General features: G+C 68.8%; 22 protein-coding genes. 11 read left to right on the top strand and 11 right to left on the bottom strand.

What is annotated here, in order from left to right; genetic code table 11:
* Positions 1-3: 3 nt before the first annotated feature.
* The 4 genes from ACFFII_RS09800 to ACFFII_RS09785 all read right to left on the bottom strand — a co-directional run bounded on the left by ACFFII_RS09800 (position 4) and on the right by ACFFII_RS09785 (position 3,938).
* Positions 4-816 (bottom strand): NAD-dependent epimerase/dehydratase family protein, encoded by an 813-nt coding sequence (locus ACFFII_RS09800; RefSeq protein ID WP_377698698.1) that lies wholly within the window; start codon positions 814-816, stop codon positions 4-6.
* Entirely contained in the window at positions 813-1,640 is an 828-nt protein-coding gene (locus ACFFII_RS09795; protein ID WP_377698697.1) for a glycosyltransferase, read from the bottom strand. The genes ACFFII_RS09800 and ACFFII_RS09795 overlap by 4 nt, the downstream gene beginning before the upstream one ends.
* Complete coding sequence (locus tag ACFFII_RS09790) at positions 1,640-2,854, bottom strand: NAD-dependent epimerase/dehydratase family protein (protein WP_377698695.1); 1,215 nt, start codon at positions 2,852-2,854, stop codon at positions 1,640-1,642. Before ACFFII_RS09790 ends, ACFFII_RS09795 begins: the two co-directional genes overlap by 1 nt.
* A gap of 124 nt (positions 2,855-2,978) precedes the next feature.
* A complete protein-coding gene (locus tag ACFFII_RS09785) occupies positions 2,979-3,938 on the bottom strand; it encodes a GntR family transcriptional regulator (RefSeq protein ID WP_377698694.1) in 960 nt (319 codons plus the stop codon).
* A 118-nt stretch (positions 3,939-4,056) separates the two neighbouring features.
* Between ACFFII_RS09785 and ACFFII_RS09780 the strand changes: the two genes are divergently transcribed.
* The 8 genes from ACFFII_RS09780 (at position 4,057) to ACFFII_RS09745 (ending at position 11,305) form a co-directional block, all read left to right on the top strand.
* Positions 4,057-5,133, top strand: coding sequence for an Ldh family oxidoreductase (locus ACFFII_RS09780; RefSeq protein WP_377698693.1), 1,077 nt, complete (start codon positions 4,057-4,059; stop codon positions 5,131-5,133).
* A 123-nt stretch (positions 5,134-5,256) separates the two neighbouring features.
* Positions 5,257-5,943 (top strand): FadR/GntR family transcriptional regulator, encoded by a 687-nt coding sequence (locus tag ACFFII_RS09775; protein ID WP_090751575.1) that lies wholly within the window; start codon positions 5,257-5,259, stop codon positions 5,941-5,943.
* 64 nt (positions 5,944-6,007) lie between these two features.
* Positions 6,008-6,982 (top strand): sialic acid TRAP transporter substrate-binding protein SiaP, encoded by a 975-nt coding sequence (locus ACFFII_RS09770; protein ID WP_377698692.1) that lies wholly within the window; start codon positions 6,008-6,010, stop codon positions 6,980-6,982.
* A gap of 70 nt (positions 6,983-7,052) precedes the next feature.
* Entirely contained in the window at positions 7,053-7,628 is a 576-nt protein-coding gene (locus ACFFII_RS09765) for a TRAP transporter small permease (RefSeq protein ID WP_377698691.1), read from the top strand.
* Positions 7,629-7,631: 3 nt separating this feature from the next.
* Positions 7,632-9,038 carry a TRAP transporter large permease gene (locus tag ACFFII_RS09760; RefSeq protein ID WP_377698690.1) on the top strand — a complete coding sequence of 469 codons (1,407 nt, stop codon included), beginning with the start codon at positions 7,632-7,634 and terminating at the stop codon, positions 9,036-9,038.
* A gap of 11 nt (positions 9,039-9,049) precedes the next feature.
* Positions 9,050-10,093 carry an L-idonate 5-dehydrogenase gene (locus ACFFII_RS09755; protein ID WP_377698689.1) on the top strand — a complete coding sequence of 348 codons (1,044 nt, stop codon included), beginning with the start codon at positions 9,050-9,052 and terminating at the stop codon, positions 10,091-10,093.
* A 37-nt stretch (positions 10,094-10,130) separates the two neighbouring features.
* Positions 10,131-10,298 (top strand): hypothetical protein, encoded by a 168-nt coding sequence (locus ACFFII_RS09750; RefSeq protein ID WP_377698688.1) that lies wholly within the window; start codon positions 10,131-10,133, stop codon positions 10,296-10,298.
* Positions 10,295-11,305 (top strand): zinc-binding alcohol dehydrogenase family protein, encoded by a 1,011-nt coding sequence (locus ACFFII_RS09745; protein WP_377698687.1) that lies wholly within the window; start codon positions 10,295-10,297, stop codon positions 11,303-11,305. Before ACFFII_RS09750 ends, ACFFII_RS09745 begins: the two co-directional genes overlap by 4 nt.
* Positions 11,306-11,320: 15 nt before the next feature.
* Here ACFFII_RS09745 and ACFFII_RS09740 read toward each other — a convergent pair whose 3' ends face one another.
* The 7 genes from ACFFII_RS09740 to ACFFII_RS09710 all read right to left on the bottom strand — a co-directional run bounded on the left by ACFFII_RS09740 (position 11,321) and on the right by ACFFII_RS09710 (position 20,655).
* The gene (locus ACFFII_RS09740) at positions 11,321-12,988 is read right to left on the bottom strand and encodes an alpha-D-glucose phosphate-specific phosphoglucomutase (RefSeq protein ID WP_377698686.1); all 1,668 of its coding nucleotides are present in this window, start codon (positions 12,986-12,988) and stop codon (positions 11,321-11,323) included.
* A gap of 257 nt (positions 12,989-13,245) precedes the next feature.
* Entirely contained in the window at positions 13,246-14,349 is a 1,104-nt protein-coding gene (locus ACFFII_RS09735) for a flagellar basal body P-ring protein FlgI (RefSeq protein ID WP_377698685.1), read from the bottom strand.
* Positions 14,349-15,362, bottom strand: coding sequence for a flagellin (locus ACFFII_RS09730; RefSeq protein WP_377698684.1), 1,014 nt, complete (start codon positions 15,360-15,362; stop codon positions 14,349-14,351). The genes ACFFII_RS09735 and ACFFII_RS09730 overlap by 1 nt, the downstream gene beginning before the upstream one ends.
* Positions 15,359-16,804: a FlgK family flagellar hook-associated protein gene (locus tag ACFFII_RS09725; RefSeq protein ID WP_377698683.1), complete on the bottom strand. Its 1,446-nt coding sequence runs from the start codon at positions 16,802-16,804 to the stop codon at positions 15,359-15,361. Before ACFFII_RS09725 ends, ACFFII_RS09730 begins: the two co-directional genes overlap by 4 nt.
* A 31-nt stretch (positions 16,805-16,835) precedes the next feature.
* Entirely contained in the window at positions 16,836-18,152 is a 1,317-nt protein-coding gene (locus ACFFII_RS09720) for a flagellar hook protein FlgE (RefSeq protein ID WP_377698682.1), read from the bottom strand.
* Positions 18,153-18,239: 87 nt separating this feature from the next.
* The gene (locus ACFFII_RS09715) at positions 18,240-19,004 is read right to left on the bottom strand and encodes a flagellar motor protein MotB (RefSeq protein ID WP_377698681.1); all 765 of its coding nucleotides are present in this window, start codon (positions 19,002-19,004) and stop codon (positions 18,240-18,242) included.
* Positions 19,005-19,065: 61 nt separating this feature from the next.
* Positions 19,066-20,655 (bottom strand): GMC family oxidoreductase, encoded by a 1,590-nt coding sequence (locus ACFFII_RS09710; RefSeq protein WP_377698680.1) that lies wholly within the window; start codon positions 20,653-20,655, stop codon positions 19,066-19,068.
* A 107-nt stretch (positions 20,656-20,762) separates the two neighbouring features.
* Between ACFFII_RS09710 and ACFFII_RS09705 the strand changes: the two genes are divergently transcribed.
* Genes ACFFII_RS09705 through ACFFII_RS09695 form a run of 3 tightly spaced genes read left to right on the top strand, consistent with a single transcriptional unit; the run spans position 20,763 to position 24,555 of the window.
* Positions 20,763-21,500 (top strand): paraquat-inducible protein A, encoded by a 738-nt coding sequence (locus ACFFII_RS09705; RefSeq protein WP_377698679.1) that lies wholly within the window; start codon positions 20,763-20,765, stop codon positions 21,498-21,500.
* Positions 21,497-22,171, top strand: a complete 675-nt coding sequence (locus ACFFII_RS09700; RefSeq protein WP_377698678.1) for a paraquat-inducible protein A — start codon at positions 21,497-21,499, stop codon at positions 22,169-22,171. The genes ACFFII_RS09705 and ACFFII_RS09700 overlap by 4 nt, the downstream gene beginning before the upstream one ends.
* Positions 22,168-24,555, top strand: coding sequence for a PqiB family protein (locus ACFFII_RS09695; protein ID WP_377698677.1), 2,388 nt, complete (start codon positions 22,168-22,170; stop codon positions 24,553-24,555). The genes ACFFII_RS09700 and ACFFII_RS09695 overlap by 4 nt, the downstream gene beginning before the upstream one ends.
* Position 24,556: the final 1 nt, after the last annotated feature.

Raw genomic sequence — 24,556 nt, 5'->3', positions numbered from 1 at the left:
TGGTCAGGAACTGCGGGCAAGCATCGCAGGCAGGTTGTTCTGCAGCCTGGTCCAGCCTCCGGGTTGCCAGCCATGGGCAGACAGGCGCTCGCAGCTCATCACGGAAACCGGACTGTCTGCGCGAGGCGGCGGCGGGTGCGGGCATCCGGTCAGCCGCTGCACCTCGGTCAGCAGGTCATGGCGGTCGATCAGCAGATCCGAGGCGTTGAAAGCCCCTCGTGCGCCATTCCGCAGGATCAGAAGGATCGCGGCGGCGAGATCGTCGCCGTGCAGTTCCGTGGCAACGCGCGGCGCAATGGGACGGCCCGCGAGGTAATCGGCAAAGAGGCCGGTCCACTTGTGGCCCTCGCCGGGGCCATAGATGCCGGTGGCGCGGATGCTGGCCGTGGCGAAGCCGGGCCCATCCAACGCGGCAAGCCCCGCCTCGGCCTCGGCCTTCACCCGGCCATAAAGGCTTGCAGGCGCGACCGGGGTGCCGTCGGGCAGAGGCGTTCCTGCGGGCAACCCGTCATAGACCGCACGCGAGGACAGGAAGACCACTTGCCCCACCCTCGCTGCCTTCGCCTGCTCGAACAGCCGCAACGAACCGTCTCGGTTCAGCGCCACGAAACGCTCGGGATCGTCGCCCTCGCCGCCGCGATACTTGCCCGGCACATGGGCGAAGGCGGCGTGGACCAGCGCCTCGGAGCCCTCCAGCGGCGCGGGCTGGCCCAAGCGCCAGCCGGGCAGAGTCTCGACCTGATGGCCCTCGGCTTGGAAGGCGCTCAGGAGGAAGCGCCCGACCAGACCGCTCGCGCCGGTGAGGGCGATCCTCATGCAGGATCGGGCAGGCTGCGCGGGTCCGGCACCGGGCCGTCTCCGGCATAGGCGCGCCAGAGGTCGATCAGCGGGCGCACCCGGTCGGCCTTGGCGTGGTCCTGCCACGGCTTCTCATACTGGAAATGCAGGATCTTCACGTCCTGCCAGCGCCACAGTTCGGGCATGGCGAACCAGACATATTGCAGCATGTTGAAGAACACCGGCAGCCCGTGCCAGTCGGGGAAGTAGTGTTCCAGAAAAGTCTGGTCGGTCCTCCGCCAGAACACGCCCGGCACGTCCAGCTTCGCCAGCATGTCAGCGAATGTCGCCGGGTCGGGCCGCGCCGTGAAGACGCCCGAGTTCATCCGGTGAAAGTCCGCGAGGCTTTCATAGACATTCGGCGCCGCGCAGAACTGCGGATAGTCGAACAGCTTGTCCACGTTCTGCAGGACTAGTGCATCCGCGTCGATGAAGACCACCCGCTCATAATCCAGTTGCCACAGCCGCAGCTTGGCGAAGTTGTCCAAGGGCGTGTGGAAGGGCGGCTTCTCGCCCTTGGTGAAGGCGGCGCGGCCATGCAGCGCAGCCTTCGCATGAGTCGCGTTGAACTCGGGCGAGGTCGGCAGCAACTCGCAGCGGACCAGCCGTGCGCCGAGGGCCGACAGCGGCGCAAGATGCGCCTCCGCCACGTCGGTGTGCAGGACGCAGATGTCGGCCTGCGTTCCCGACAGCACGATGGACCGCACCAGCGCCTTGGCGCCCAGCGCGTAATCGGCATTTGTCACCAGCGTGACAAAGGCGCGGTCGGACCGCGCGGGGCGGTCCGGCGTCAGTCCCTGCATCAGACCGCCTTGAGCTTCTTGCCCTCGGGGTCGTGATCGACGCGCTTGGCGATGTCCTTGGTCCAGGCCGAGACGGCGGGCACGCGCGAGCGGTCGATGCGGTGGGCGTATTTCTTCGCCACGTCCACGACCTCGGCCAGCAGGCCCTCCTGCAGGGTGATCGGGTTCAGTCCCAGCGACAGGAACTGGTCGTTCTTCACGATCAGGTCGTTCTCGTCGGCCTCTTTGCGCGGGTTCGGCAGCATCCGAACCTCGGCCCCGGTCATCCGGGCGACCAGATGGGCCAGGTCGCGGACGCGGTGCGTCTCGGTCATCTGGTTGAATATCTTCACCCGCTCGCCCGCCTTGGGCGCATCCGACAGCGCCAGCTCGATGCAGCGCACGCAATCTTGGATGTGGATGAAGGCGCGGGTCTGGCCGCCCGTGCCGTGGACCGTCAGCGGATAACCGATCGCCGCCTGGATCAGGAAGCGGTTCAGCACCGTGCCATAGTCCCCGTCATAGTCGAAGCGGTTGATCAGCTGCTCGTGCCGGCGGGTCTGGTCGGTGTGGGTTCCCCAGACGATTCCCTGGTGCAGGTCGGTGATCCGCAGCCCGTCGTTCTGGGCGTAGAACTGGAACAGGATCTGATCGAGGCTCTTCGTCATGTGATAGACCGAGCCGGGGCGGGTGGGGTACAGGATCTCCATCCCCTTCTTGCCCGAGGGCGTGTCGATCTCGACGTCCAGATAGCCCTCCGGGATCGGCGCCCCGACCGAAGAATAGCCGTAGACGCCCATGGTCCCGAGATGGACCAGATGCGCATCGATGCCGGTTTCCACCAGGGCCGCCAGCAGGTTGTGGGTGGCGTTGACGTTGTTGTCGACGGTGTAGACCTTGTGGCGGTCCGTCTTCATCGAATAGGGCGCGGCGCGCTGCTCGGCGAAATGGATCACCGCGTCGGGCTTGTGGTCCGACAGCCACTGCTTCAGCCGCTCGTATTCCTTGGCGAGGTTCAGCAGGTGGAAGTGGATCGTGTTGCCGCTTTCCTGCTTCCAGATGCGGCAGCGTTCCTGGATCGAGTCCATCGGCGTCAGGGACTGAACGCCCAGTTCCGTGTCGATCCAGCGGCGCGACAGGTTGTCGACAATATGGACCTCGTGGCCCAGGTTGGACAGGTGCAGCGAGGTGGGCCAGCCCACGAAACCGTCACCGCCGAGAACCGCGATCCGCATGATCCATTTCCTTCTGTCCATCTGCGTCGCGCGCCGATTACCCCGGCGGCAGGCCGCTGTCGAATGAACATATGGCGACAGATGACGGCTTCGTGAAGCCCCGCCCCTGTTCGGGTGTCTTGGCTCAGGCGGGTTCCAGCCGCACCAGGTAGGGCAAGGGCTCGGGCTGGATCAGGTCGCGGACCGCCTCGACCCGCAGCATCGCCCGCCGGCGCGAAATCCGCAGATGCGCGACCAGCGCATCCCTGGCCCCCGCGACATCGCCCCCCTCCAGCCGCGAGACGATCTCGAGATGCTCGGTCAGGAAGGGCTCGGTTCCGAACAGGTCCAGCGTCCAGCGGTAAAGGACGTGATGGGCGACCAGCAGCGACTGCGCGAGGTTCATCGCCTGCATCAGCGCGGCATTGGCGCAATGGGACAGCAGATCGACATGCAATTGCTGTTCCAGCCGGTCCAGCACGGCGCTGTCGCGCAGCGCGCCTTCGGCCATCGCGGCCTGCAGGTCGTCCTTCAGCCCGGCGAGATAGCCCGGCGGCAGGCGGGGCGCGGCCTTTTCCAGCGCCACGGGTTCGAGCACCCAGCGCAGCTCGTAAAGCTCGTCGGTGTAGTCGGGCGTCAGCCCCGGCGCGATCCAGCGGCCCGAACCGTCCTTGCGCAGGATGCCGCGCTGGTGCAGCCGGGCCACCACCTCGCGCGCGACGGTGCGGCTGACGCCGTGGTGGCGGGCCAGTTCAGCCTCGTTCACCCGCCAGCCGCCCAAGGGCGTGCGGGACATGATGGCAAGCTCGATGTCGGGATAAAGCCGCTCCCATCCCGCAGGAACGGTCAGTTGCCGGGGCGCGGGGGTCCGGGGGGCGCGGGGGGCGCCTTCCACGGGGGCCACAGCCTCGCCTTCGATCAGCCCGGCCTCGCGCAGCCGGTCCAATGCGCGGCGCGCGGGCGTGCGGCTGACTCCAAATCGGCGCGCGACCGCTGTGGGGCTGAGAGCCGTGCCCGGCGGCAGGACGCCGCGCGCGATCTCGTCGGCCAGCGCCTCGGCGGCGGCCTGCCACAGATGCGTGGGGCTGGGCGATGCTCCGGGCAAGGCACTCTCCGTCATCCTGCGCCCAAGGGGGCCTTTTGTGGAATAGCACGCCTCGGCCATTGCCAGCGAGCATGACGTGGTGAACAGTGTATGCAGAAAACTGGCAAGGACCATCCCCATGACCGCCGAAACGCCGCGACCGAAGCTGCCCCTGGCCGAACTGGACCGCTTCTGCCGAGAGGCCTTCCGGGCGGTGGGCGCGGATGAGCAGACGGCAGACGCGGCGACCCGCGGCATGATGCACGCGACCGAGCTGGGTGTGGACAGCCACGGCGTCCGCCTGCTGCCGCATTACCTGCGCGCGCTGGAAGGCGGGCGGCTGAACCGCAATCCGCAGCTGCGCAAGACCGGCGGCTTCGGTGCGGTCGAGGTGATCGACGCCGATCACGCCCAGGGCGCGGTCGGGGCCTTCCACGGCATGGACCGGGCTGTCGAACTGGCCCGGCAGTTCGGCCTCGGCGCGGTTGCAGTCCGCAACAGCTCGCATTTCGGGCCGGCGGGCGCCTATGCGCTGGCGGCGGCGCGGCAGGGCTTCATCGGCATGGCCTTCTGCAATTCGGACAGCCTTGTGCGGCTGCACGACGGGGCCGCGCGCATCCATGGCACGAACCCCATCGCCGTGGGCGTGCCCGTCGCGGGCGAAGAGCCGTGGGTGCTGGACATGGCAACCAGCGCCATCCCCTACAACCGCGTGCTGCTGTATCGCAGCCTGGGGATCGAACTGCCGCAGGGCGTGGCCTCGGACACAAGCGGGCACGACACGCGCGACGCCATGCAGGCCGAGATGCTGGCGCCGCTGGGAGGTGAGTTCGGCTTCAAGGGCGCCGCGCTGGCGGGCGTGGCCGAGATCCTGAGCGCGGTGCTGACGGGCATGAAGCTCAGCTTCGACATCCCCTCGATGGAGGGGCCGGATTTCAGCACGCCGCGCCACCTGGGCGCCTTCGTGCTGGCGCTGAACCCTGACGCCTTCCTGGACCGCGGGAGCTTCGACGCGGGAATGCGCCGCTACCTGGACACGCTGCGCAGCTCGCGCCCCGTCGCGGGCAGCCGCGTCATGGCGCCGGGCGACCGCGAATGGCGCGTCGCGGCCGAGCGGCGGCAGGAGGGCGTGGCCCTCGACCCCGCGACCGAAACCGCTTTTGCCGAGATTGCCGCGCGCTTCGGCCTGCCCCTGCCTGCGGCGACCCAAAGGTGAGGGGCGAAGAAATCGCTTGACCGGTCCGGCACCGCTGCGGCTAATGCCAGAAGTGGTCTGACCACTTGCCCGGATCACCGCGAGAGGAGCGCGGCCCGGGAGCAGGGAAGAGGAGAAGCAGCCTTGCAGGGCGACAAGCCGCGCCGGCCTTATCGGGTGATCGCCGACCAGATTCTGGATCTGGTGGCCGACAACGGGCTTGCGCCCGGCGACCGCCTGCCGGCCGAGCGCGACCTGGCGGAACGCTTCGGTGTCTCGCGCCCCTCGCTGCGCGAGGCGCTGATCGCGCTTGAGGTCGAGGGGCGGCTCGAGATCCGCATGGGCTCGGGCATCTATGTCGGCGCCTGCCCTCGGGCCGGGGCGATCGAGGGCGAAAGCCCCTTCGAGGTGCTGCAGGCCCGCGCCATCGTCGAAAGCGCCATCGCCGAGGAAGCCGCGCGGCGCTGCGACCCCAAGGCCGTGGCCGCGATGGACCGCATCCTGTCCCGGATGGCCGAGGCAACGGGCGATCCCGCGCGCTCGCTGGATCTGGACGGGGCGTTCCACATCGCGGTGGCAATGGGAACGGGCAACGGCCTGCTGGCCGACATGACGGCCGACATCTACCGGCTCCGGCTGTCGCCCTTCTTCAGCCGCCTGGCCGCCCATTTCGAGGGACCGGGCACCTGGCGGCTGGCGCTGGCGGAACATGGCGCGATCCGTGACGCCATCGCGGCCGGTGACACGGGCGCCGCACGCGAGGCAATGCGCCATCACCTGACCGAATCCCAGCGCCGCTTCTGCGGCGCCTTCGCGGCCGACGCCGCATGACCGCCTTGCCCCCGCCGCCTGCGGCCGGGGCCAATGACGACCGCATGCAAACGGGAGGAAAAGCATGACGTTCACGATCCGCGGGTGGCTGGGTGCGGCCGCCTTCATCATGGCCGGCACGGTGGCCGCGCAGGCGCAGACCACGCTGAAATGGGCCCATGTCTACGAGGCGTCCGAGCCGTTCCACACCGAATCCGTCTGGGCCGCCGAGGAAATCGCCAAGCGCACCGAGGGACGCTACAAGATCGACGTCTTTCCGGCCTCGCAGCTGGGCAAGGAAACCGACCTGAACCAGGGACTCAAGCTCGGGACGGTGGACATCATCATCTCGGGGGCCAGCTACGCGGCCCGCGACTATCCGCGTATCGGGATCAGCTATTATCCCTACATCTTCCGCGACCCCTCGCACCTGCTGTCTTACGCGAAAAGCGATGTCTTCAAGCAGCTGGCGCAGGGCTACGAGGAAGCCACCGGCAACCACATCACCGCCATGACCTATTACGGCACGCGGCACACGACGGCGAACAAGGACATCAAGGCCTGCGCCGACATGCAGGGCCTGAAGATGCGCGTGCCGGACGTGCCCGCCTATCTGGCGATGCCCCGCGCCTGCGGCGCCAACACCACGCCCATCGCCTTTGCCGAGGTCTACCTGGCGCTGCAGAACGGCACGGTCGAGGCGCAGGAAAACCCGCTGACCGCCATCGACGCCAAGAAGTTCTACGAGGTGCAATCGCATATCTCGCTGACGGGCCACATCGTCGATGCGCTGAACACGATCGTGTCGAAGAACGTTTGGTCGCAGCTTTCGGACGAGGACAAGCAGATCTTCACCGAGGTCATGCTGGAAGCCGCCGAGCGGGGCACCCGCATCGTCGAGGAACGCGAGGCGGCGCTGGTCGAGGACTTCCGTTCGCGCGGGCTGACCGTGACCGAGCCTGACCGCGCCGACTTCGAGCGCGCCGTGCTGGACAAGGTGCCGCTGTCGGACTTCGGCTACGAACAGGCCGACTACGACGCGATCCGCGCCCTGCAGTAAGCCCAAGCCCGTGCCGGTGCCCTGGGGGGCGCCGGCCCCCACCTTTCCCCAAAATCCAAGGTTGCGGCCGATGACCCATGACCCCGTCACGCCGATCAGCGTGGAAGAGATGGCGCATGCCTTCGAGGACGACGAGGCCCATGAGGTGGACCTGTCCATCTACGCCGTCGAGGACTGGCTGGTGCTGGCGCTGTTCTGGGGCATGGCGCTCTGCGTCTTCCTGCAGTTCTTCACCCGCTACGCGCTGAACAACAGCCTTGCCTGGACCGAGGAGATCGCGGCCAACCTGCTGGTCGTCATCGTCTTCGTGGGCGCGGCCATGTGTGTGCGGCTGGGTCGCCACATCGCGGTGGACCTGCTTTACCGCTTTCTCAGCCGCCCTGTGCGCCGCGTGCTGCAGGTGATCGTGGACCTGATCTCGATCGTCTTCTTCGCCTACATGTCTTGGCTTCTGTGGCGCTATGTCGGGATTGTCGGCTCCGAGCGGATGGTGACGGTCGACCTGCCGCGCGGCCTTGTCTTCTATTCCGTCCTTGCGGGCTTCGTCCTGATGACGCTGCGCGCATTGCAGAACTTTGCCCGCGACCTTCGCAGCCGCCGCACCGTACGCGAGCAGGCCGAAGACCTTGGCCCCACCGGAGTCTGACCCATGCTGCTGCTGATCGGTTCCTTTCTGCTGCTGATGGTCATCGGCGCGCCCGTCGCGGTGGCGATGGCTGCGGCCTCGCTGCTTTACCTCGGCATCTACGACGTGGCCCCCGACATCATCGCGGCCCAGCGGATGATCGCGGGCGTCGAAAGCTTTCCGCTGATCGCCGTGCCCTTCTTCATCCTGGCGGGCAACCTGATGAACATCGCGGGCGTGACCGGCCGCATCTATCACTTCGCCCTGTCGCTGGTCGGCTGGATGAAGGGGGGCCTCGCGCAGGTCAACATCATCGGCTCGGTCGTCTTCTCGGGGATGTCGGGAACCGCGCTGGCCGACGCCGCCGGCATCGGCACCATCGAGATCAAGGCGATGAAGGACCACGGCTACCCGGTCGAGGCCGCCGTGGGCGTCACCGCCGCCTCGGCCACGCTGGGGCCGATCTTCCCGCCGTCCCTGCCCTTCGTGATCTACGGAATGATGGCCAATGCCTCGATTGGGGCGCTGTTCATGGCGGGCATCATCCCGGGTATCGTGATGACCTCGCTGATGATGCTGACGGTCTGGATCTTCGCCCGCCGCTACGGCTGGGGCTCGGACACGCCCTTCGACCTGCGCGAACTGCTGGGCGCCTTCCTCGAGGTCGTGATCGTCCTCTGCTTCCCGCTGTCGGTCTGGCTGCTGATCCAGGCGGGCCTGTCGATCAACATCGCCGTCTTTCTGGCGCTGGGCGCGCTGATCGCGCTGGACTGGTATTTCGACTGGCACGCGGTCATGGCCCTGATGGCGCCGGTGCTGCTGATCGGCGGCATGACCATGGGCTGGTTCACGCCCACCGAGGCCGCCGTCGCCGCCGTCCTGTGGTCGCTGTTCTTGGGGCTCGTGCGCTATCGCACCATGACCTTCCGCACGCTGGCCAAGGCGTCCTTCGACACGATCGAGACGACCGCCTCGGTGCTGTTCATCGTCACCGCCGCCTCGATCTTCGCCTGGCTGCTGACGGTCAGCCAGGCGGCGCAGCTGTTTTCCGACTTCATGTTCGGGCTGACGGACAATTGGTGGACCTTCCTGATCGTGGTCAACATCCTGCTGCTGATCGTGGGGGCGTTCCTGGACACGATCGCCGCGATCTCGATCCTGGTGCCGATCCTGATGCCGGTGGCCGCGCGCTACGGCATCGACCCGGTGCATCTGGGACTGATCCTGACGCTGAACCTGATGATCGGGCTGCTGACGCCGCCGGTGGGGATGGTGCTGTTCGTGCTGTCGCGAATCGCCAAGATGTCGGTGGAACGGACGGCGCTGGCGATCCTGCCCTGGATGATCCCGCTGTTCGTGGCGCTGCTGCTGATCACCTTCATTCCGGCGATCACCCTGTGGCTGCCGACGCAACTCGGCCTGATCCGATGAAAGGGAACCCCATGCGCAGCCGCGTCGCCCGCCTGTACGCCGCCCACGACCTGCGGGTCGAGGAGGACGAGGTCCCCGCCCCCGGCCCGGGCGAGGTCCTGCTGCGCATGGCCGCGGGCGGGATCTGCGGGTCGGACCTGCATTACTACCACGACGGCGGCTTCGGCCCCGTGCGGGTGCGCGAGCCGATCATCTCGGGGCACGAGGCCTCGGGCCGGGTCGCGGCTCTGGGGGAAGGCGTAAAGGGTCCGGCACCCGGCACGCTGGTCGCCGTCAGCCCCTCGCAGCCCTGCGGCGATTGCGAATACTGCCGTGCGGGCCAGCCGATCCACTGCCTGTCCATGCGCTTCATGGGCAGCGCCATGCGCCTGCCGCATGAACAGGGGATGTTCCGCGACCTGCTGGTGGTCCCTGCCGCGCAGGTCCACGCCTTTCCCGACACGATTACTCCGGCTGAGGCGGCCTGCGCCGAGCCGCTGGCCGTCTGCCTTCATGCCGCGGCACAGGCGGGTGGGCTCGCAGGCAAGCGCGTCCTGATCACCGGCGCGGGTCCCATCGGGCTTCTGGTGCTGGCCGCCGCGCGCCATGCGGGCGCCACCGACATCACCGTCACCGACCTGACCGACGCGGCGCTGGAGCGTGCGCGCGAGATGGGCGCCAGCCAGGCGATCAACGTGGCAACCGACGCGGACGCGCTGGCGCCGCTGACAAGGGACAAGGGCCAGATCGACATCGCCTTCGACTGCTCGGCCGCCGGATCCGCGCTGCGCAACGCATTCGCCGCGCTGCGCCCGCGCGGCACGCTGGTGCAGGTCGGCGTGACCGGGGATGTCACGATCCCGCTGAACGCGCTGGTCGGGAAGGAAATCACCTGGCGCGGCTCTCAGCGCTTCCACCCCGAGTTTGCCGAGGCCGTACGCCTGATAGGCCAGCGCGCCATCGACGTGCGCCCGATCATCAGCCACTCCCTGCCGCTGGAACGCGCGGCCGAGGCCTTTGATCTCGCCTCGGACCGCAGCCTCGCCTGCAAGGTCCAGCTGAGCTTCGCCGGATGAGGCTGGGTGCGCAGATGACCCGCACCGGGACGAACTGATGGCGGCCGCCGAAACCATGACCGGCGACCAGCCCTCGACCCCTTTCCTGGCGCTGGAGGCGCTGTTTCCCGCGATCCTCGCCATCAATGCCGAATGGCGCGCCCCCGTCGACGACGCGATCCGCGCCGACCTCGCGCGCACCCAGCCAGCCGGAGCCACGCCATGAAAGCCCTTGTCTGCGACGAACCCGGCCGCCTGAGCCTTGCCGAACGGCCCGAACCCGTGCGCGCAAGTGGCGAAGTTCTGGTCCGCATCCGCCACGTCGGCATCTGCGGCACGGACTTCCACATCTTCGGCGGCAAGCACCCCTTCCTCGAATACCCTCGCGTCATGGGGCACGAACTGTCGGGCACCGTTGAGGAAGCCCCGCCCGGCAGCGTGCTGAAGCCGGGCGATTCGGTCTACATCGTCCCCTACCTGTCCTGCGGCACCTGCCAGGCCTGCCGGATCGGGCTGACCAACGCCTGCTGCAACATCCGCGTGCTGGGCGTCCATTGCGACGGCGGCATGGCCGAGCTCGTCTCGGTCCCCGAACCCAACGTGATCCCGACCGGCGACATCCCCTTGGCGGATGCCGCGATGATCGAGTTTCTTGCCATCGGCGCCCATGGCATCAGACGCGGCGGCGTCACCGCCCGCGACCGCGTGCTTGTGACCGGCGCCGGACCCATCGGCATGGCGGCGCTGCTGTTCGCCAAGGCGCGCGGCGCCGGGGTGACGGTGATGGACACCCGCGAGGATCGCCTTGCCTTTGCCCGCGACCGCTTGGGCGCGGACGCCGTCCTGCTGGCCGATGCGGATGCCGAGGATAACGCCCGCAGCCTCACCGGGTCAGACTGGTTCGACGTGGTTGTGGACGCCACCGGCGCCGCGCCCCCGATTGAGCGCGGCTTCGGCTTCCTCGCCCACGGCGCGCGCTATGTCCTGCTGTCGGTCGTGCGCGACCGCATCTCCTTCTCGGACCCCGAGTTCCACAAGCGTGAGGCCACGCTGCTGGCCAGCCGTAATGCCCAGGCCGACGACTTCGCCGAGGTTGTCTGCCAGATGCAGGCCGGCCGCGTCCCGACGCGGGCGCTGAACACCCACCGCGGGCAACTGGCCGACGCGGTGGAGCTGTTCGGCGAATGGTCGCGGCCCGAGGCGGGGGTGATCAAGGCGATCCTCGACCTTTGAGGATCGCCCCCTTGCTCAGGTGGTGACGTCGGGCCGGTCGCGGCCGGTATGCTCGCGGATCAGCGCCAGTTCCTCGGCCGCCGCGATCACGGGGGCCAGCGCCGTTTCCGGGTCAAGGTCATGCGGCTGGCCCGCGCCGGCATAGCGTTCCAGATAGACGCGCAGGGTCGCGCCCTCGGTCCCCGTTCCCGACAGGCGCAGCACGACGCGGCTGCCATCCTCGAACATCACGCGGATGCCCTGACGGGCCGAAGTCGAGCCATCCACCGGGTCGAGATAGGCGAAGTCATCCGCCGCCTGCACCCGAAGCTGCCCGACGGTCTGCCCCGGCAGCGTGTCCAGCATCCCCCGCAGCCGGTCCACCAGAGCATTGGCGCGATCCGAGGCCACCGCTTCGTAATCGTGGCGGCTGTAATAGTTGCGCCCGTACTCGGCCCAATGCGCCCTCATGATCTCGGCCACCGACTGCCGGCGGACGGCCAGGATGTTCAGCCACAGCAGCACCGCCCAGAGCCCGTCCTTTTCGCGGACATGGTCCGAGCCGGTGCCTGCGCTTTCCTCGCCGCAGATGGTGACGCGGCCGGCGTCCAGCAGATTGCCAAAGAACTTCCAGCCGGTCGGCGTCTCGTGCATCTCGATGCCCAGGGCCTCGGCCACCCGGTCGGCGGCGCGGCTGGTCGGCATCGACCGTGCGATCCCGCTGATGCCCTTCGCATAGGCAGGCGCGAGATGCGCGTTCGCGGCCAGCACCGCAAGGCTGTCCGAGGGCGTGACATAGATCCCGCGGCCCAGGATCATGTTGCGGTCCCCGTCCCCGTCCGAAGCGGCGGCGAAGTCCGAGGCATCCGCTCCCATCATCAGATCGACGAGTTCCTTCGCCCAGACCGGGTTCGGGTCGGGATGGCCGCCGCCGAAATCGGGTTGCGGCACGGCATTGACGACGGTTCCCGGCGCGGCGCCCAGGCGGCGCTCGATGATCTCGCGCGCGTAAGGCCCCGTGACCGCGTGCATGGCGTCGAAGCGCATGGAAAAGCCCGATGCGAAGAGCGACCGGATCGCACCGAAGTCGAACAGCCGCTCCATCAGCGCGGAATAGTCGGCCACGGGGTCGATCACCTCGACCGCCATTCCGCCCAGTTGACGCTCACCCAAAGCCGAGAGATCAACGTCGGGCGTGTCGAGCGTGCGGTATTCCGCGATCTCGCCCGTCCGCGCGAAAATCGCGTCGGTGACGCTTTCAGGCGCGGGACCGCCATTCGGTCCGTTGAACTTCATGCCGAAGTCCTCATCCTCCCCGCCGGGGTTGTGGCTGGCCGACAGGACGATCCCGCCATCAGCGCGGCGGATGCGGATCAGGTTCGAGGCGGCGGGGGTGGAAAGGATTCCCCCCTGCCCCACGATCACCCGCGCCGCGCCATTGGCTGCGGCCATGCGCATGATGACCTGGATCGCGCGGTCGTTGAAGAAGCGCCCGTCGCCCCCCAGCACCAGCACCTTGCCCGCGATCCCTCCGATCGCGTCGAACAGCGACTGGGTGAAGTTCTCCAGATACCCCGGCTGCATGAAGACGCGGGTCTTCTTGCGCAGGCCCGAGGTGCCGGGCTTCTGCCCCTCGAAAGGCCGGGTCGGCACGGTGCGGATGTCGAGGGTCACGGGAAATTCGGTGTCGGAAAGCGCGGTCATCGGGAGCAAATCCTTGCGGCATTCAAGCTGACAAAGGTGCAATAGCGCAGTTGCGGGGGACACGACAGAGGCCGCGGGGACGAGGGCGGGACCTGCCGTCTCGTGCCAAAGTCGCCGAGCGTCCGGCCCGGCGGTTCGTTGCCAGAAGCTGAGGCCAAGATGGCCCTCATCCTGCGGCCCGAAGCAGCGATGCGCCCCCCTCGCTTCATTGCATGGCTGATCGGCAGCCTGGCAAGACCCGTGGCAAATCTCCTCCCTCAGTTCACGATGAACTCGGCATGCAGCGCGCCTGCGGCATGGACCGCCTTGAGGATGTCGATCAACTCGCGCGGCCGGACCCCCAGCGCGTTCAGGCCCGCGACCACGTCGGAAAGCGAGGACTCGCCGCTGACCTCGGCAAAGCCGATCCCCGGTTCCTGCGTGATCTCGGCGTCCGTGCGGGGCACGACCACCGTCTCGCCGGGCGAGAAGGGATTGGGTTGCGACACCATGGGCGTCTCGCGCACCCGCAGCGTCAGGTTGCCCTGCGAGACCGCGACCCGCGAGATCCGCACCTCCTCGCCCATCACGATGGTGCCCGAGCGGTGATCGACCACGACACGGGCGCGGCTTTCCGGCTCGACCGAGATGTTCTCGATGCGACCCACCAGTCGCGCCGGGTTCACCGTGCCGAGGCTGGTGGAATCAATCGAGATCGTTGTCGCATCCAGCAGCGTCGCCACGCCGTCGCCCAGGTCATCGTTGATCGCCTTCTCGATCCGCGCCGCCGTCGTGAAGTCCGCCGAGCGCAGCGCCAAGCGAAAGCTCGACATCTGGCTGAAGTCGAAATCGACTTCGCGCTCGACCCGCGCGCCCGAGGGGATGTGCCCCGAGGTCGGCACCCCCTGGACGACCGAGGCGGCATCCCCCTCGGCCGAGGCGCCCCCCGCGATGATCGAGCCCTGCGCTACCGCATAGACCTCGCCATCTGCGGCATTCAGCGGCGTCATGATCAGCGTGCCCCCTAGCAGGCTTTTCGCGTCCCCAATGGCCGAAACCGTGACATCGATCTGCCCGCCTGCGCGGGCAAAGGGCGGCAGCGTGCCCGTCACCATGACGGCCGCGACGTTCTTGGGCCGGAAGCTCTCGCCCGTGACGTTGACGCCCAGCCGTTCCAGCAGGCTGCCCAGCATTTCCTCGGTGTAAGGCGTGTTGCGCAGGCTGTCGCCGGTGCCATTCAAGCCGATCACAAGTCCATAGCCCAGAAGGTCGTTCCCCCGGACGCCATCCACGGTGGCCAGGTCCTTGATCCGGACCGGGGCCGCCCAGGCAAGGCAGGGCAGCAGCAGGACAAGCGTGAAAAGCCGTGCGAATGCCGCCATCAGAGGTAATCCGTCAGCGAAAGGCGCGACAGCCGCGCCGTCAGGGCGTAAAGGTTCTGCAGGCTGGCCTCGGCCTGGGTCAGGGCCGTGGCGGTCTCATAGGGATCGGCGGTCAGGATGTCGGACCGCGCCAGCGACATCGCCGTGGTTTCGGCCGCGTTCCGTGTCGAGGCGCGCTCGACCGTTTCCTCCAGCAGGCCCACCTCGGCGCGGCGCGCCGTCAGCGCGGTCCCTGCGCCGCTCACCTGCCTCCCTCCCTCGGCCAGCAGCGCCGCCTTGCCGTCCCGCGTCATGCCAAGGTCCGCGTCATCCGCGAGCGCCGCCATTGCCAGCCCCTTCAGAAGCCCACGAAAGGATGGATCGAGTGCCCCGAGATCCTGCCGGACCGTCGTGTCAGGCGAGACCGCAACCTCACGCGGGTCCGTGTTTCCATGAAACCGGCTGTCCGCGAACCCGCCTGCCCCGGCCGGCGCATCGAACCACGCCGCGATTGCCGAGGCGATGTCGGCAGGCGAGGTCAGCCCGGCCACCTGCGCCTTCGCGGCGGCAAGGATCTCCTCGGGTCCCGAGAGAGGCGGTTTGTCCACGGCCGTCCCCGACAGCAGGTAGCGGCCGCCGACATCGGCGTTGAGCAGGCGGACAGCCGACCGGAAATCCTGCCCTGCCTCCTTGGCCCGGAGCGAAAGGCTCGTGTCGTCCCCCATCGTGCCTGCCGTCTGCAGGCCCGGCCCCATCTCGACGGCGATCGCCTCAAGCCCCCCCATCGCGACCTGCAGCCCGCCCAGTTCGGCCTGCGCGAGTGCCGCGTTCCGGCCATGGGCCGACAGTGCCGACAGGCGTGCCTGCACCTGCGCCAACCGCCCCATCTGTCCGTTCGTCGCGGCAGGCACGTCGGCCTTGAGACCCATGGCCGCCTCCTTCGTCAGTGTCGCCAACTGCGACTTGAGTTGTCCGCTTGCCTGGCGAAGAAGCGTGGTGCGGGCCAGATCGCCCACCGAAACAGGATTGCTCATGTCAGCCTCAGCATTGTCTGGAGCATCTCGTCGACGGCCTGCAGCACCTTGGCGTTCGAGGCATAAGCCCGTTCCAGTGCCAGCAGCGTCTCCATCTCGCGGTCGCTGTCCACGCCGTCCTGCTGGCGCATCGTCTCGAAGGTCGAGGATTGCGCGGTCGCGCCGCCCAGCACGCGCTCGGCCTCGATCCGCCCGGAGGCCGCCCAGGAACTGAGATCGGCGACCAGAGTCGCGGCGGTTCGAGGCGCCGACACCATTCCAGCCAGCGAGGAAGGTCGCAGGGCACCCAGCGTTTCCTGCATCCCGAGCAGCAGGCCGGCGTTGCCGACCGGTCCGGGCGCGACCGCCTGAAGGCCGTCGCGCAACCGCCAGAGCGCGCCACCCCCGGCAGGATCGGCGGCGGCGTTGATCGTCAGGCGCTGGGCCAGGCCCGGCACGGCGATCGCCGTGCCGCCGGCGTCGGTGAACAGGCCTGGCGCTCCTGCCGGAAGCGTGGGGTCGGTGCCCCCAAAGCGGTCGTGCAGATCGCGAGCTGCGGCATCAAGGCTTGCCTGCGCACCCGGCCCGTCGAGGTCGCGGATCTGGAAGTTGGCGGCCAGCCGACCTCCGGCGAAGCGGCCCATCTGGGCGGGCGGAATCTCCTGGCCGTTCAGCCTCAGCAGGCCGAGTGCGGGTGCGCCCACTGCCTCGGCGGTCATCACCGCGACCGCAGAGAACTCGAACCGCGCGGGCGTCGTGCCGTCCAGAAGCGTGCCGCCAGTGGCCGTGAACAGCGCGACCTTCCCATTGTCGCGCGGCAACTCCTTGATCGGCACGATCTCGGACAGGCCGTCGATGATCCGCTGGCGCTCGTCCAGAAGCGCATTGGCGTCGTCGCCACCGCTCATCTGGATGGCGATCTGCCGGTTGAGATCCGCGACCCGCGCCAGCCCCGTGTTCAGCCGATCGACGTCGGCTGCAATGGCGCGGTCTGCGGCGCTCCGTGCCTCCTGCACCTGGACGCCCAAGGCGTTGTAGGTTCCCGCAAGCGTACGGGCGGCCGAGATGACGCGCCCGAGGCCCGTCTCGCTTTCGGGCCGCGCCGCGGCCGCCACCAGCGCGCCGTCGAGATCCGACAGCGCCGTGGCCAACGCCCCCGCCTCTCCCGGAACGCCGACCGCGTCGGACAGGGTCTTGTGGAACGCCGCGAGCGTTCCGGCCCGCGCCGTCTCGGCCCCCGCCAGGCGGCCCTGCGCCACGACAGAGTTGCGCAGGACGCGGGTCACGCCTTCGACCTGGACCCCGCCCCCGCCTGCCACCACGGGGCGCGAGGTCAACTGCAACTCGCGCCGGGCGAAGCCGGGCGTCATGGCGTTGGCAAGGTTCGAGGCCACGACCTCGGTCCCGCGCGAGGCGGCGGCAAGGCCGGAAAGGGCATTGGACAGGGCGTTCGACAGGCTCATCTTCGGTCAACCCGCTGCATTGCGCGGCCCCTCAGCGCTTGATGTTGGTGGTTTCCTGCAGCATCTCGTCCACGGTCTGGATGACCTTGGCGTTCGAGGAATAGGCGCGCTGGGTCTGGATCAGGTCGGTCAGTTCGGCCGCGACGTCGGTGGTCGAACCCTCGCGCGCATAGCCCGCGATCGCGCCCGTCGGCCCGTCGCCCGCATCCCACAGGAAGAACGACCCCGAGGTGGTCGACACCTGGTAGGTCTGGTTGTTCAGCGCAGTCAGCCCGTTCAGGTTCGGGACATCGACCAGCGGGATCTGGTACAGCGTGCGGATGAAGCCCGTGTCGTAGGTCGCCCGCAGCATTCCCTGCTCGTCGATCTCGACCGTCGCAAGGTTGCCCACCGGAGAGCCGTTCTTGGTAATGTTGGTCGGCGCGAAATCGGCCGCGAACTGCGTCAGCCCGTTGCGGTCCCCCAGCCGGCCGATGCCGATCGTCATCGGCCCGCCCTGAACCTGCAGCGGAAGCTCACCCGTTGCCGGATCATAGGCCGGGCCCGTGAGCGTCGTCACCGAGGCCAGGGTGCCGCTGCTCGGTGGCTGGTCGTTGAAGACAAGCGCATAGCTGCCGATCAGGTTGGACGCAGGGTCCATCGCGGCGTCCCTGATCTCCATCGTCCAGCCGTTGGAGGCCAGCGCGCCGGTCGCGGGCGTGGGGGTGAAGGTGACCAGCAGATTCTCGGAGGTGCCGAGATTGCCGAAATACTCGATCGAGCTGGTTTCGGGCGTAGGGGCCGCACCCGGCCGCGTGGCCCCGGCCGGCAGGTTGATCCCCAGCGACATGCGCGTGGTCGGGTCGGCTGAGGTCTGGTTGGCGTTCAGGACGACCGGCCGCAGCCCGCCCACCGCGTCGCGGGTCTGGACCGGGATCGTCCCGTCCGCGTTCGCGGGCCAGCCCATCAGGACCAGCCCCGAGTCGGTCCTGAGCACTCCTTCCGCATCGGGCCGGAAAGACCCGGTCGAGGTCATCATCATGGGCCGGTCGCCCATCCCCACGTCCAGAAGGACCGAAGGCATGACCGGCAGCATCCCGCGCCCTGTGGTGGCGATGTCCAGCGCGTTGGAGGACGTGACCAGCGCGCCCTTTTCGTCGATCAGCCGCGTGCTCATTCCCCGGACGCCGCCTGCCGAGTAAAGCCCAGCCCCGCGGGCCTGGCTGATGACCATGCTTTCGAATTCGGTGTTCACCCGCTTGTAGCCGTAGGTGCCAGAGTTCGCGATGTTGTCCGAAATGCCGGCCAGCCGCGTCGCATTCGCGGCGAGGCCGGCGATTCCGGCATTGAGGGACGAGGAAATCGACATTCGGATCACCTTGGTTGTGAGTCGCCGTTGAAGCGCAGGATGCAGGCAAGGGTTTAATTTCCCGCTAACGCGGGCGGCCGAAGCCGGTCATCTGAGCAGGATCACCTCGATCCGGTTGTTGGCCGGATCCATGACGTTGGAGTTGCGGGGCTTCTTGTCGCCGAAGGCTGTGACGCGCTGGATCCGGCCTTCGTCCAGGCGGCCCCGCACCAGCAGCTCGCGCACCGCATGGGCGCGCTGGTCGGACAGGGGCCAGACCGGATTGTCGATCATCATCCGGGGAAAGGCCCGGACATGGCCCGTGATCGCCACCTGGTTCCTGGCCCGCCCCAGGACCGAGGCAAGGATCGCCGTCAGCTCGCGCAGGGCGGGGGTGGGCTCGGCCGTCTCGCCCTCGAACAGGGGCTCGTCCACGACGTCGCCCAGTTCGATCACCAGCCCCTCGTCGGTCATGCGGGTGACGACATGGCGCAACAGGTTCACCCGCTGCATCGATTCGCCGCCGCGCGCCGTCAGCGCGTCCTGCAAGGCGCGGGCAAGCTCCTGCATCTCGGCCTCGCTTGCCGAAGCAGGAACGGATTGGTCCGCCGGAGGGTCGAGCGACCTTCCTCCGTCCACTCCCTGCGCTCCGCCCGACCGGGCATGCGAGATCGTGGGGTCGAAATACTCGGCCAGGCCCTGCCGCTGTTTTTCGGTTGTGGCGTTCAGCAGCCACATCAGCAGGAAGAACGCCATCATCGCGGTCACGAAATCCGCATAGGCCACCTTCCATGCGCCGCCATGGTGGCCGGTCTCGCCCCCGCCCTGCACGCGCTTGATGATGATCGGCGAAGCAGTCCTGTCAGCCGGCATCGGCACCCCCGTTTCCTGGGGAAAGCCTTAGCAGGAGGGGACTTGCGCGGGAGTTAACGGATCAAATGCCGCGCATTTCCTCGGCCATCATCACGGCCGCCTTTTCCGCGATCATGATCGTCGGCGCATTGGTGTTGCCGGAGGTGATCACGGGCATGATCGAGGCATCCACGACCCGCAGCCCTTCCACCCCGCGCACGCGCAGGCGCGGGTCCACCACCGCGCCCTCGTCCGCGCCCATGCGCGCGGTGCCCACGGGATGGAAGATGGTCGAGCCGACCACCCCGGCCGCATGGGCCAGTTCCTCATCACTCTGGTATTCGGGGCCGGGCTTGAACTCCTCGGGGCGGTATTTCGCCAAGGGCTGCTGCGCCATGATCCGGCGCGTCAGGCGGATCGCGCGGGCAGCGGTCAGGCGGTCCCCTGGCGTGGACAGGTAATGCGGCGAGATCACCGGCGGCCGCATCGGATCGGGCGAGCCGATCCGCACATGACCCCGGCTTTCCGGCCGCAGGTGGCAGACGCTGGCCGTGATGGCCGCGAAGTCGTGCAGCGGTTGCCCGAATGCCTCGAGGCTCAGTGGCTGCACGTGCCATTCCAGATCGGGCGTCGCGACGTCGGGCGACGAGCGGGCAAAGGCGCCAAGCTGGCTGGGGGCCATGCTCATCGGGCCGGTGCGGCGCAGGAGATATTCCGCGCCGATCATCCCCTTGCCCCACCAGCGGCGGGCCAACTGGTTCAGCGTCCGCGCCTCGGACACCTTCCAGCTGCAGCGCAGTTGCAGGTGATCCTGCAGGTTCTCGCCCACGGGCGCATCCCGCAGGACCGGAATCCCCATCTCCTGCAAAAGCGCACCGGGGCCGATGCCGGACAGCTGCAGGATCTGCGGCGTGTTGATGGCACCCGCGCTCAGCACGATCTGGCCGCCGCGCACCACCTCGGCCCGTCCGTCGGCGTAAAGCTCGAGGCCCACGGCGCGGGTGCCCTCGAAGACCACGCGGCGGACATGGCGGCCGGTCAGGACCGTCAGGTTCGGGCGCCGCATCGCGGGGCGCAGGAAGGCGCGGGCGGCCGAGACGCGGAAGCCCGACTTCTGGCTGACCTTGAAGTAACCCACGCCCTCGTTGTCGCCGGTGTTGAAGTCGTCGGTTGCGGGGATGCCGACCTCGTTCGCGGCCTTCGCCCAGTCGTCGAGGATGTCCCAGCGCAGGCGCTGCCGCTCGATCCGCCACGGGCCGCCCGCGCCGTGATGCTCGGAAGGGCCCTCGAAGTAATCCTCGGATTTCAGGAACAGGGGCTTCACGTCGTCCCAGCCCCAGCCGGTGCAGCCCATCTGCCGCCAGCCGTCGTAATCGGCGGCCTGCCCGCGCAGGTACAGCATCCCGTTGATGGAACTGCAGCCGCCCAGCACCCGCCCCCGCGGATAGATCAACTGCCGCCCGTGCAGCCCCGGGTCGGGCGCCGTCTTGTACATCCAGTCGGTGCGCGGGTTGCCGATGCAGTAAAGATAGCCGATCGGGATGTGGATCCAGGGATAACGGTCACTGTCGCCCGCCTCGATCAGCAGGACGCGCAGGCGCGGGTCCTCGGACAGCCGGGCGGCCAGCACGCAGCCGGCGCTGCCCGCCCCTGCAATGACGACATCGTGCATCCTGGCACCCCTCTCCCCCTCGTGGCGGGTGATGCTAGCAGGGCCGCCAGCCGGAGCAAGCGCAGCGGCGCGCTTGCGCGGCGGCGCGCCCGGCTTATCTTGGGCTCATGATCGAGGCGGGGCAGTATGACATGCGGACCGGCGCGGGGCTGATCGCCTGTCCGCGCTGCGACGCGCTGCATGTGGAAACCGAGCTGCTTGACGGCGAAAAGGCGGCCTGCATCCGCTGCGGCCATGTGCTGGCCCGCCCGCGCGAGGGCGCCTTCACCCAGATCGTGGCGCTGTCTTTCACCTCGCTGGTGCTGATGGTGGCGGCAGTGTTCTTTCCCTTCCTCGAGATCTCGCGGATGGGGCTGGGGAACGCGACCTCGCTCTTCGGGGTGGCGATGGCCTTCTCGCAGGGCTGGCTGATGCCGCTGACGGTGGCCATGCTGGCCTTCATCGTGGGCCTGCCGGCGCTGCGCGCCGCGCTGCTGGTCTATGTGCTGCTGCCGATGCGCGGCCAGGGACGGCCGGCGCGCCACGCGGGCCAGGCCTTCCGGCTTTCGGAGCTGCTGCGGCCCTGGTCGATGGCGGAGATCTTCGTGATCGGCACCTCGGTCGCCCTGGTCAAGGTCGCGGGACTGGCGACGGTCAGCCTGGGTCCCGCCTTCTGGGCCTTCTGCGCGCTAATCATCGTGGGCGCGGCCAGCGACGTCTTCACCTGCGCGGCCACGATCTGGGACACGCTGGAGGACCGCGGCGCCTTCACCGACGGGCGCGAGGTCGTGCCCGATGCCGACGCCGCCGCCCGCGAGCGCCGGATCGCCGAAGGCGCCCCCCCTGCCCCGGACAGCGCCGGATGAGCGGTCCCGACGGGCTATCCGATCACGCCCCGGTCCTGACCGCGCATCGCGCGGGGCTGGTGGGTTGCCGCGGCTGCGGGCGCGTCTGGCCCGAGCACGCGGAGGTCTGCGGCCGCTGCGGCGCGCGGCTGGCCTCGCCCGACCGGCGCAGCCTGCAGGCGGTCTGGGCCTGGTGGCTGGCCGGGCTGATCTTCTACATCCCCGCGAACCTGTGGCCGATGCTGCGGACCCAGTCCTTCCTGGGGCTGGCCGGGAACACCGAAGCCACCATCCTGGGCGGTGTGGTGGACCTGATGCATTACGGCAACTACGGCATCGCCGCGATCGTCTTCGTGGCCTCGATCGTGGTGCCCATCGGCAAGTTCGTCGTCATCGCCTGGCTGGCGCGCGTGGCGGGCAAGCCCGCCAGCGTCGAGGCCGCCCACACCCGCCTGCGCGCGCTGGAGGCTGTCGAGTTCATCGGCCGCTGGTCGATGATCGACGTCTTCGTGGTGGCGATCCTGTCGGCACTGGTACAGCTGGGCTTCGTCGCCTCGATACACCCCGGCCCCGCCGCCGTCAGCTTTGCGCTGTCGGTTGCCTTCACCATGCTTTCGGCGCTTAGCTTCGACCCGCGGCTGATCTGGCGCGGATTGCCGCTTCGCACGCGCAGGGACAGAACAGCCGAATGACCGACACGCCTCCGACCGACGACAGGTCCCGCGCGGACGCCGCACCCCTGCGTCCTGCCAGCCCCGTCCGCCGCACCGCCGCCCGGGCCGCCCGCGCGGGCGTGTCAGTCATCTGGGCCGTGCCGATCATCGCGCTTCTGGTCACGATGGCGCTGGCCTGGAACGCCTATGCCGGGCGCGGCACGCTGGTCTCGGTCGCCTTCAACGACGCGACCGGCATCACTCCCGGCGAGACCGAGCTGCGCTTCCGCGAGATCCCCGTGGGCCGGGTCGAGGCCGTGCGCTTCACCCACGACCTGCAGCGGGTGATCGTGGACATGCGGGTGGACAAGGACATCGCCCAGTTCATCGACGACGATGCCGAGTTCTGGATCGTCCGCCCCGAGGTCTCGGCCCAGGGCATCTCGCGCCTCGACACGGTGCTGACCGGCGCCTTCATTGAGGGCTGGTGGGACAACGAGCCCGGCGGCGCCGATCTAGTGGTGCACGAGGGGCTCGAGCGCGCGCCCCTGACGCGCAGCAACGAACGGGGCACCTGGGTCACGCTGACCGCCAACGATGCCTCGGGGATGACCGAGGGCGCGCCGATCTTCTATCGCGGGCTCACGGTCGGGCGGATGCAGAACCTGCGCCTGGCCGAGGGCGCCGAGTCGGTCGTGGCCGACGTCTTCATCGAAGCGCCGCACGACCAGCAGCTGACCACGACCACCGTCTTCTGGGACACCTCGGGCTTTTCGGTTTCGCTGGGGACCAACGGCATCTCGCTGGACGTGGCCTCGGTCTCGTCGCTGCTGCAGGGGGGTGCCGAGTTCGCCACGCTGTCCTCGGGCGGCCAGCCCGTGCAGCCGGGCCATGTGTTCCAGCTTCAGCCCGACCGGCAGACGGCGCAGAACAGCCTCTTCGCGGCCTCGCCGCAGGACGAGCTGCGCCTGACCATGCTGATGACCGAAGCGGTGCGCGGGCTGACCGAGGGCGCCGAGGTCCAGTTCCAGGGCCTGACCGTGGGCCGGGTCACCGGCCTGTCGGTGCGCGTCGTGCCCGGCCCCGAGGGCCAGCCGGGCCAGGTGCTGCAGGACATCACGCTGGCGGTTTCGCCCCAGCGCATGGGGCTGCCCGAGGATGCCGGCCCCGACGAGGCACTGGCCTTCCTGTCCCGCGGCGTCGAGGAAGGCCTGCGCGCCCGCATCACCGGCGCAGGGTTCTTCGGCACCTCGCTGATGGTCGAACTGGTGGACCTGCCCGGCGCGGCGCCTGCGCGGATCGTCGCGGATGCCCAGCCCTATCCGGTCATCCCCTCGGCCCCGCCGGACCTGTCGGACATCTCGACTACGGCGCAGGGCTTCATGGCGCGGATCGGCAACCTCAAGCTTGAGGAACTGCTGAAATCCGCGACCGACATGCTGAACAGCGTCACGGCCATCGCCAGCTCGCAGGACACCCGGGCGATCCCGGAATCGCTGCGCCGCACCATTGACGAAGCCAATGTCACAATGACCGAACTGCGCGAGGCCACGCAGGAGCTGCGCGCCTCGGGCGTGGTGGAGAACGTGGCGGGCGCGACTGCTGCCGCCAACGAGATCGCGGGCAAGCTGAACGGCGTGGCCGACCGGCTGCCGCGCATCGCCGAGAACGTGGAAACCGCCACGACCTCGATCCGGGACGTGGATTTTGACGGCATCGGCGATCAGATCACCCAGGCGCTGGCCGACATCCGGGGCGTTCTGGGAACGGAAGCCGCGCGCAGCCTGCCCGACCGGCTGGGCAATGCCGTGGATAGCCTGGGCTCGGCGGCGGGCGACGTGGGCGCCATCGCCTCGGACCTGCGCGGGCAGAACCTCGGGCCGCGCGTGGGCCAGTTCATGGACGAAGCCTCTGCCGCCGCGACGGCGGTGCGCGAGGCCGCCGCCGACGTGCCCGAGATGGTCCTCCAGGTGGACGAGGCCGCGGCCTCGGTGGACGAGTTCGACTTCGCCGGGGTCAGCGCCTCGGCCCGCGGGCTGATCGAGGATCTGCGCGCCATGCTGGGGACCGAGGATGCCGAGCAGCTTCCGCGCAACCTTTCGGACACGCTGCAGGCGGCCTCGGGGCTGCTGAACGACCTGCGCGAAGGGGGCGCGGCCGGCAACCTGAACGCAGCCCTGCAATCGGCGCGCCGCGCGATGGACCAGGTGGCGCAGGCGGCCACTACCCTGCCGGGCCTGTCGCAGCGCTTCCAGGCGCTGGCCGCCCGCGCCGAGGCCGTGATCGCCGCTTATGGCGACCGCGGGACCTTCAACACCGAGACCATCAACACCATGCGCAGCCTGCGCCGCGCAGCCGAAGCCTTCGGCAGCCTCGCCTCCACCATCGAGCGCAATCCCCGCGCCTTTATCCTGGGACGATAGA

Source organism: Paracoccus niistensis, from assembly GCF_042432925.1.
Lineage (GTDB): Bacteria > Pseudomonadota > Alphaproteobacteria > Rhodobacterales > Rhodobacteraceae > Paracoccus > Paracoccus niistensis.
The sequence above is the reverse complement of the archived record's forward strand: the minus strand, read 5'-3'. Positions and strand labels throughout refer to the sequence as shown.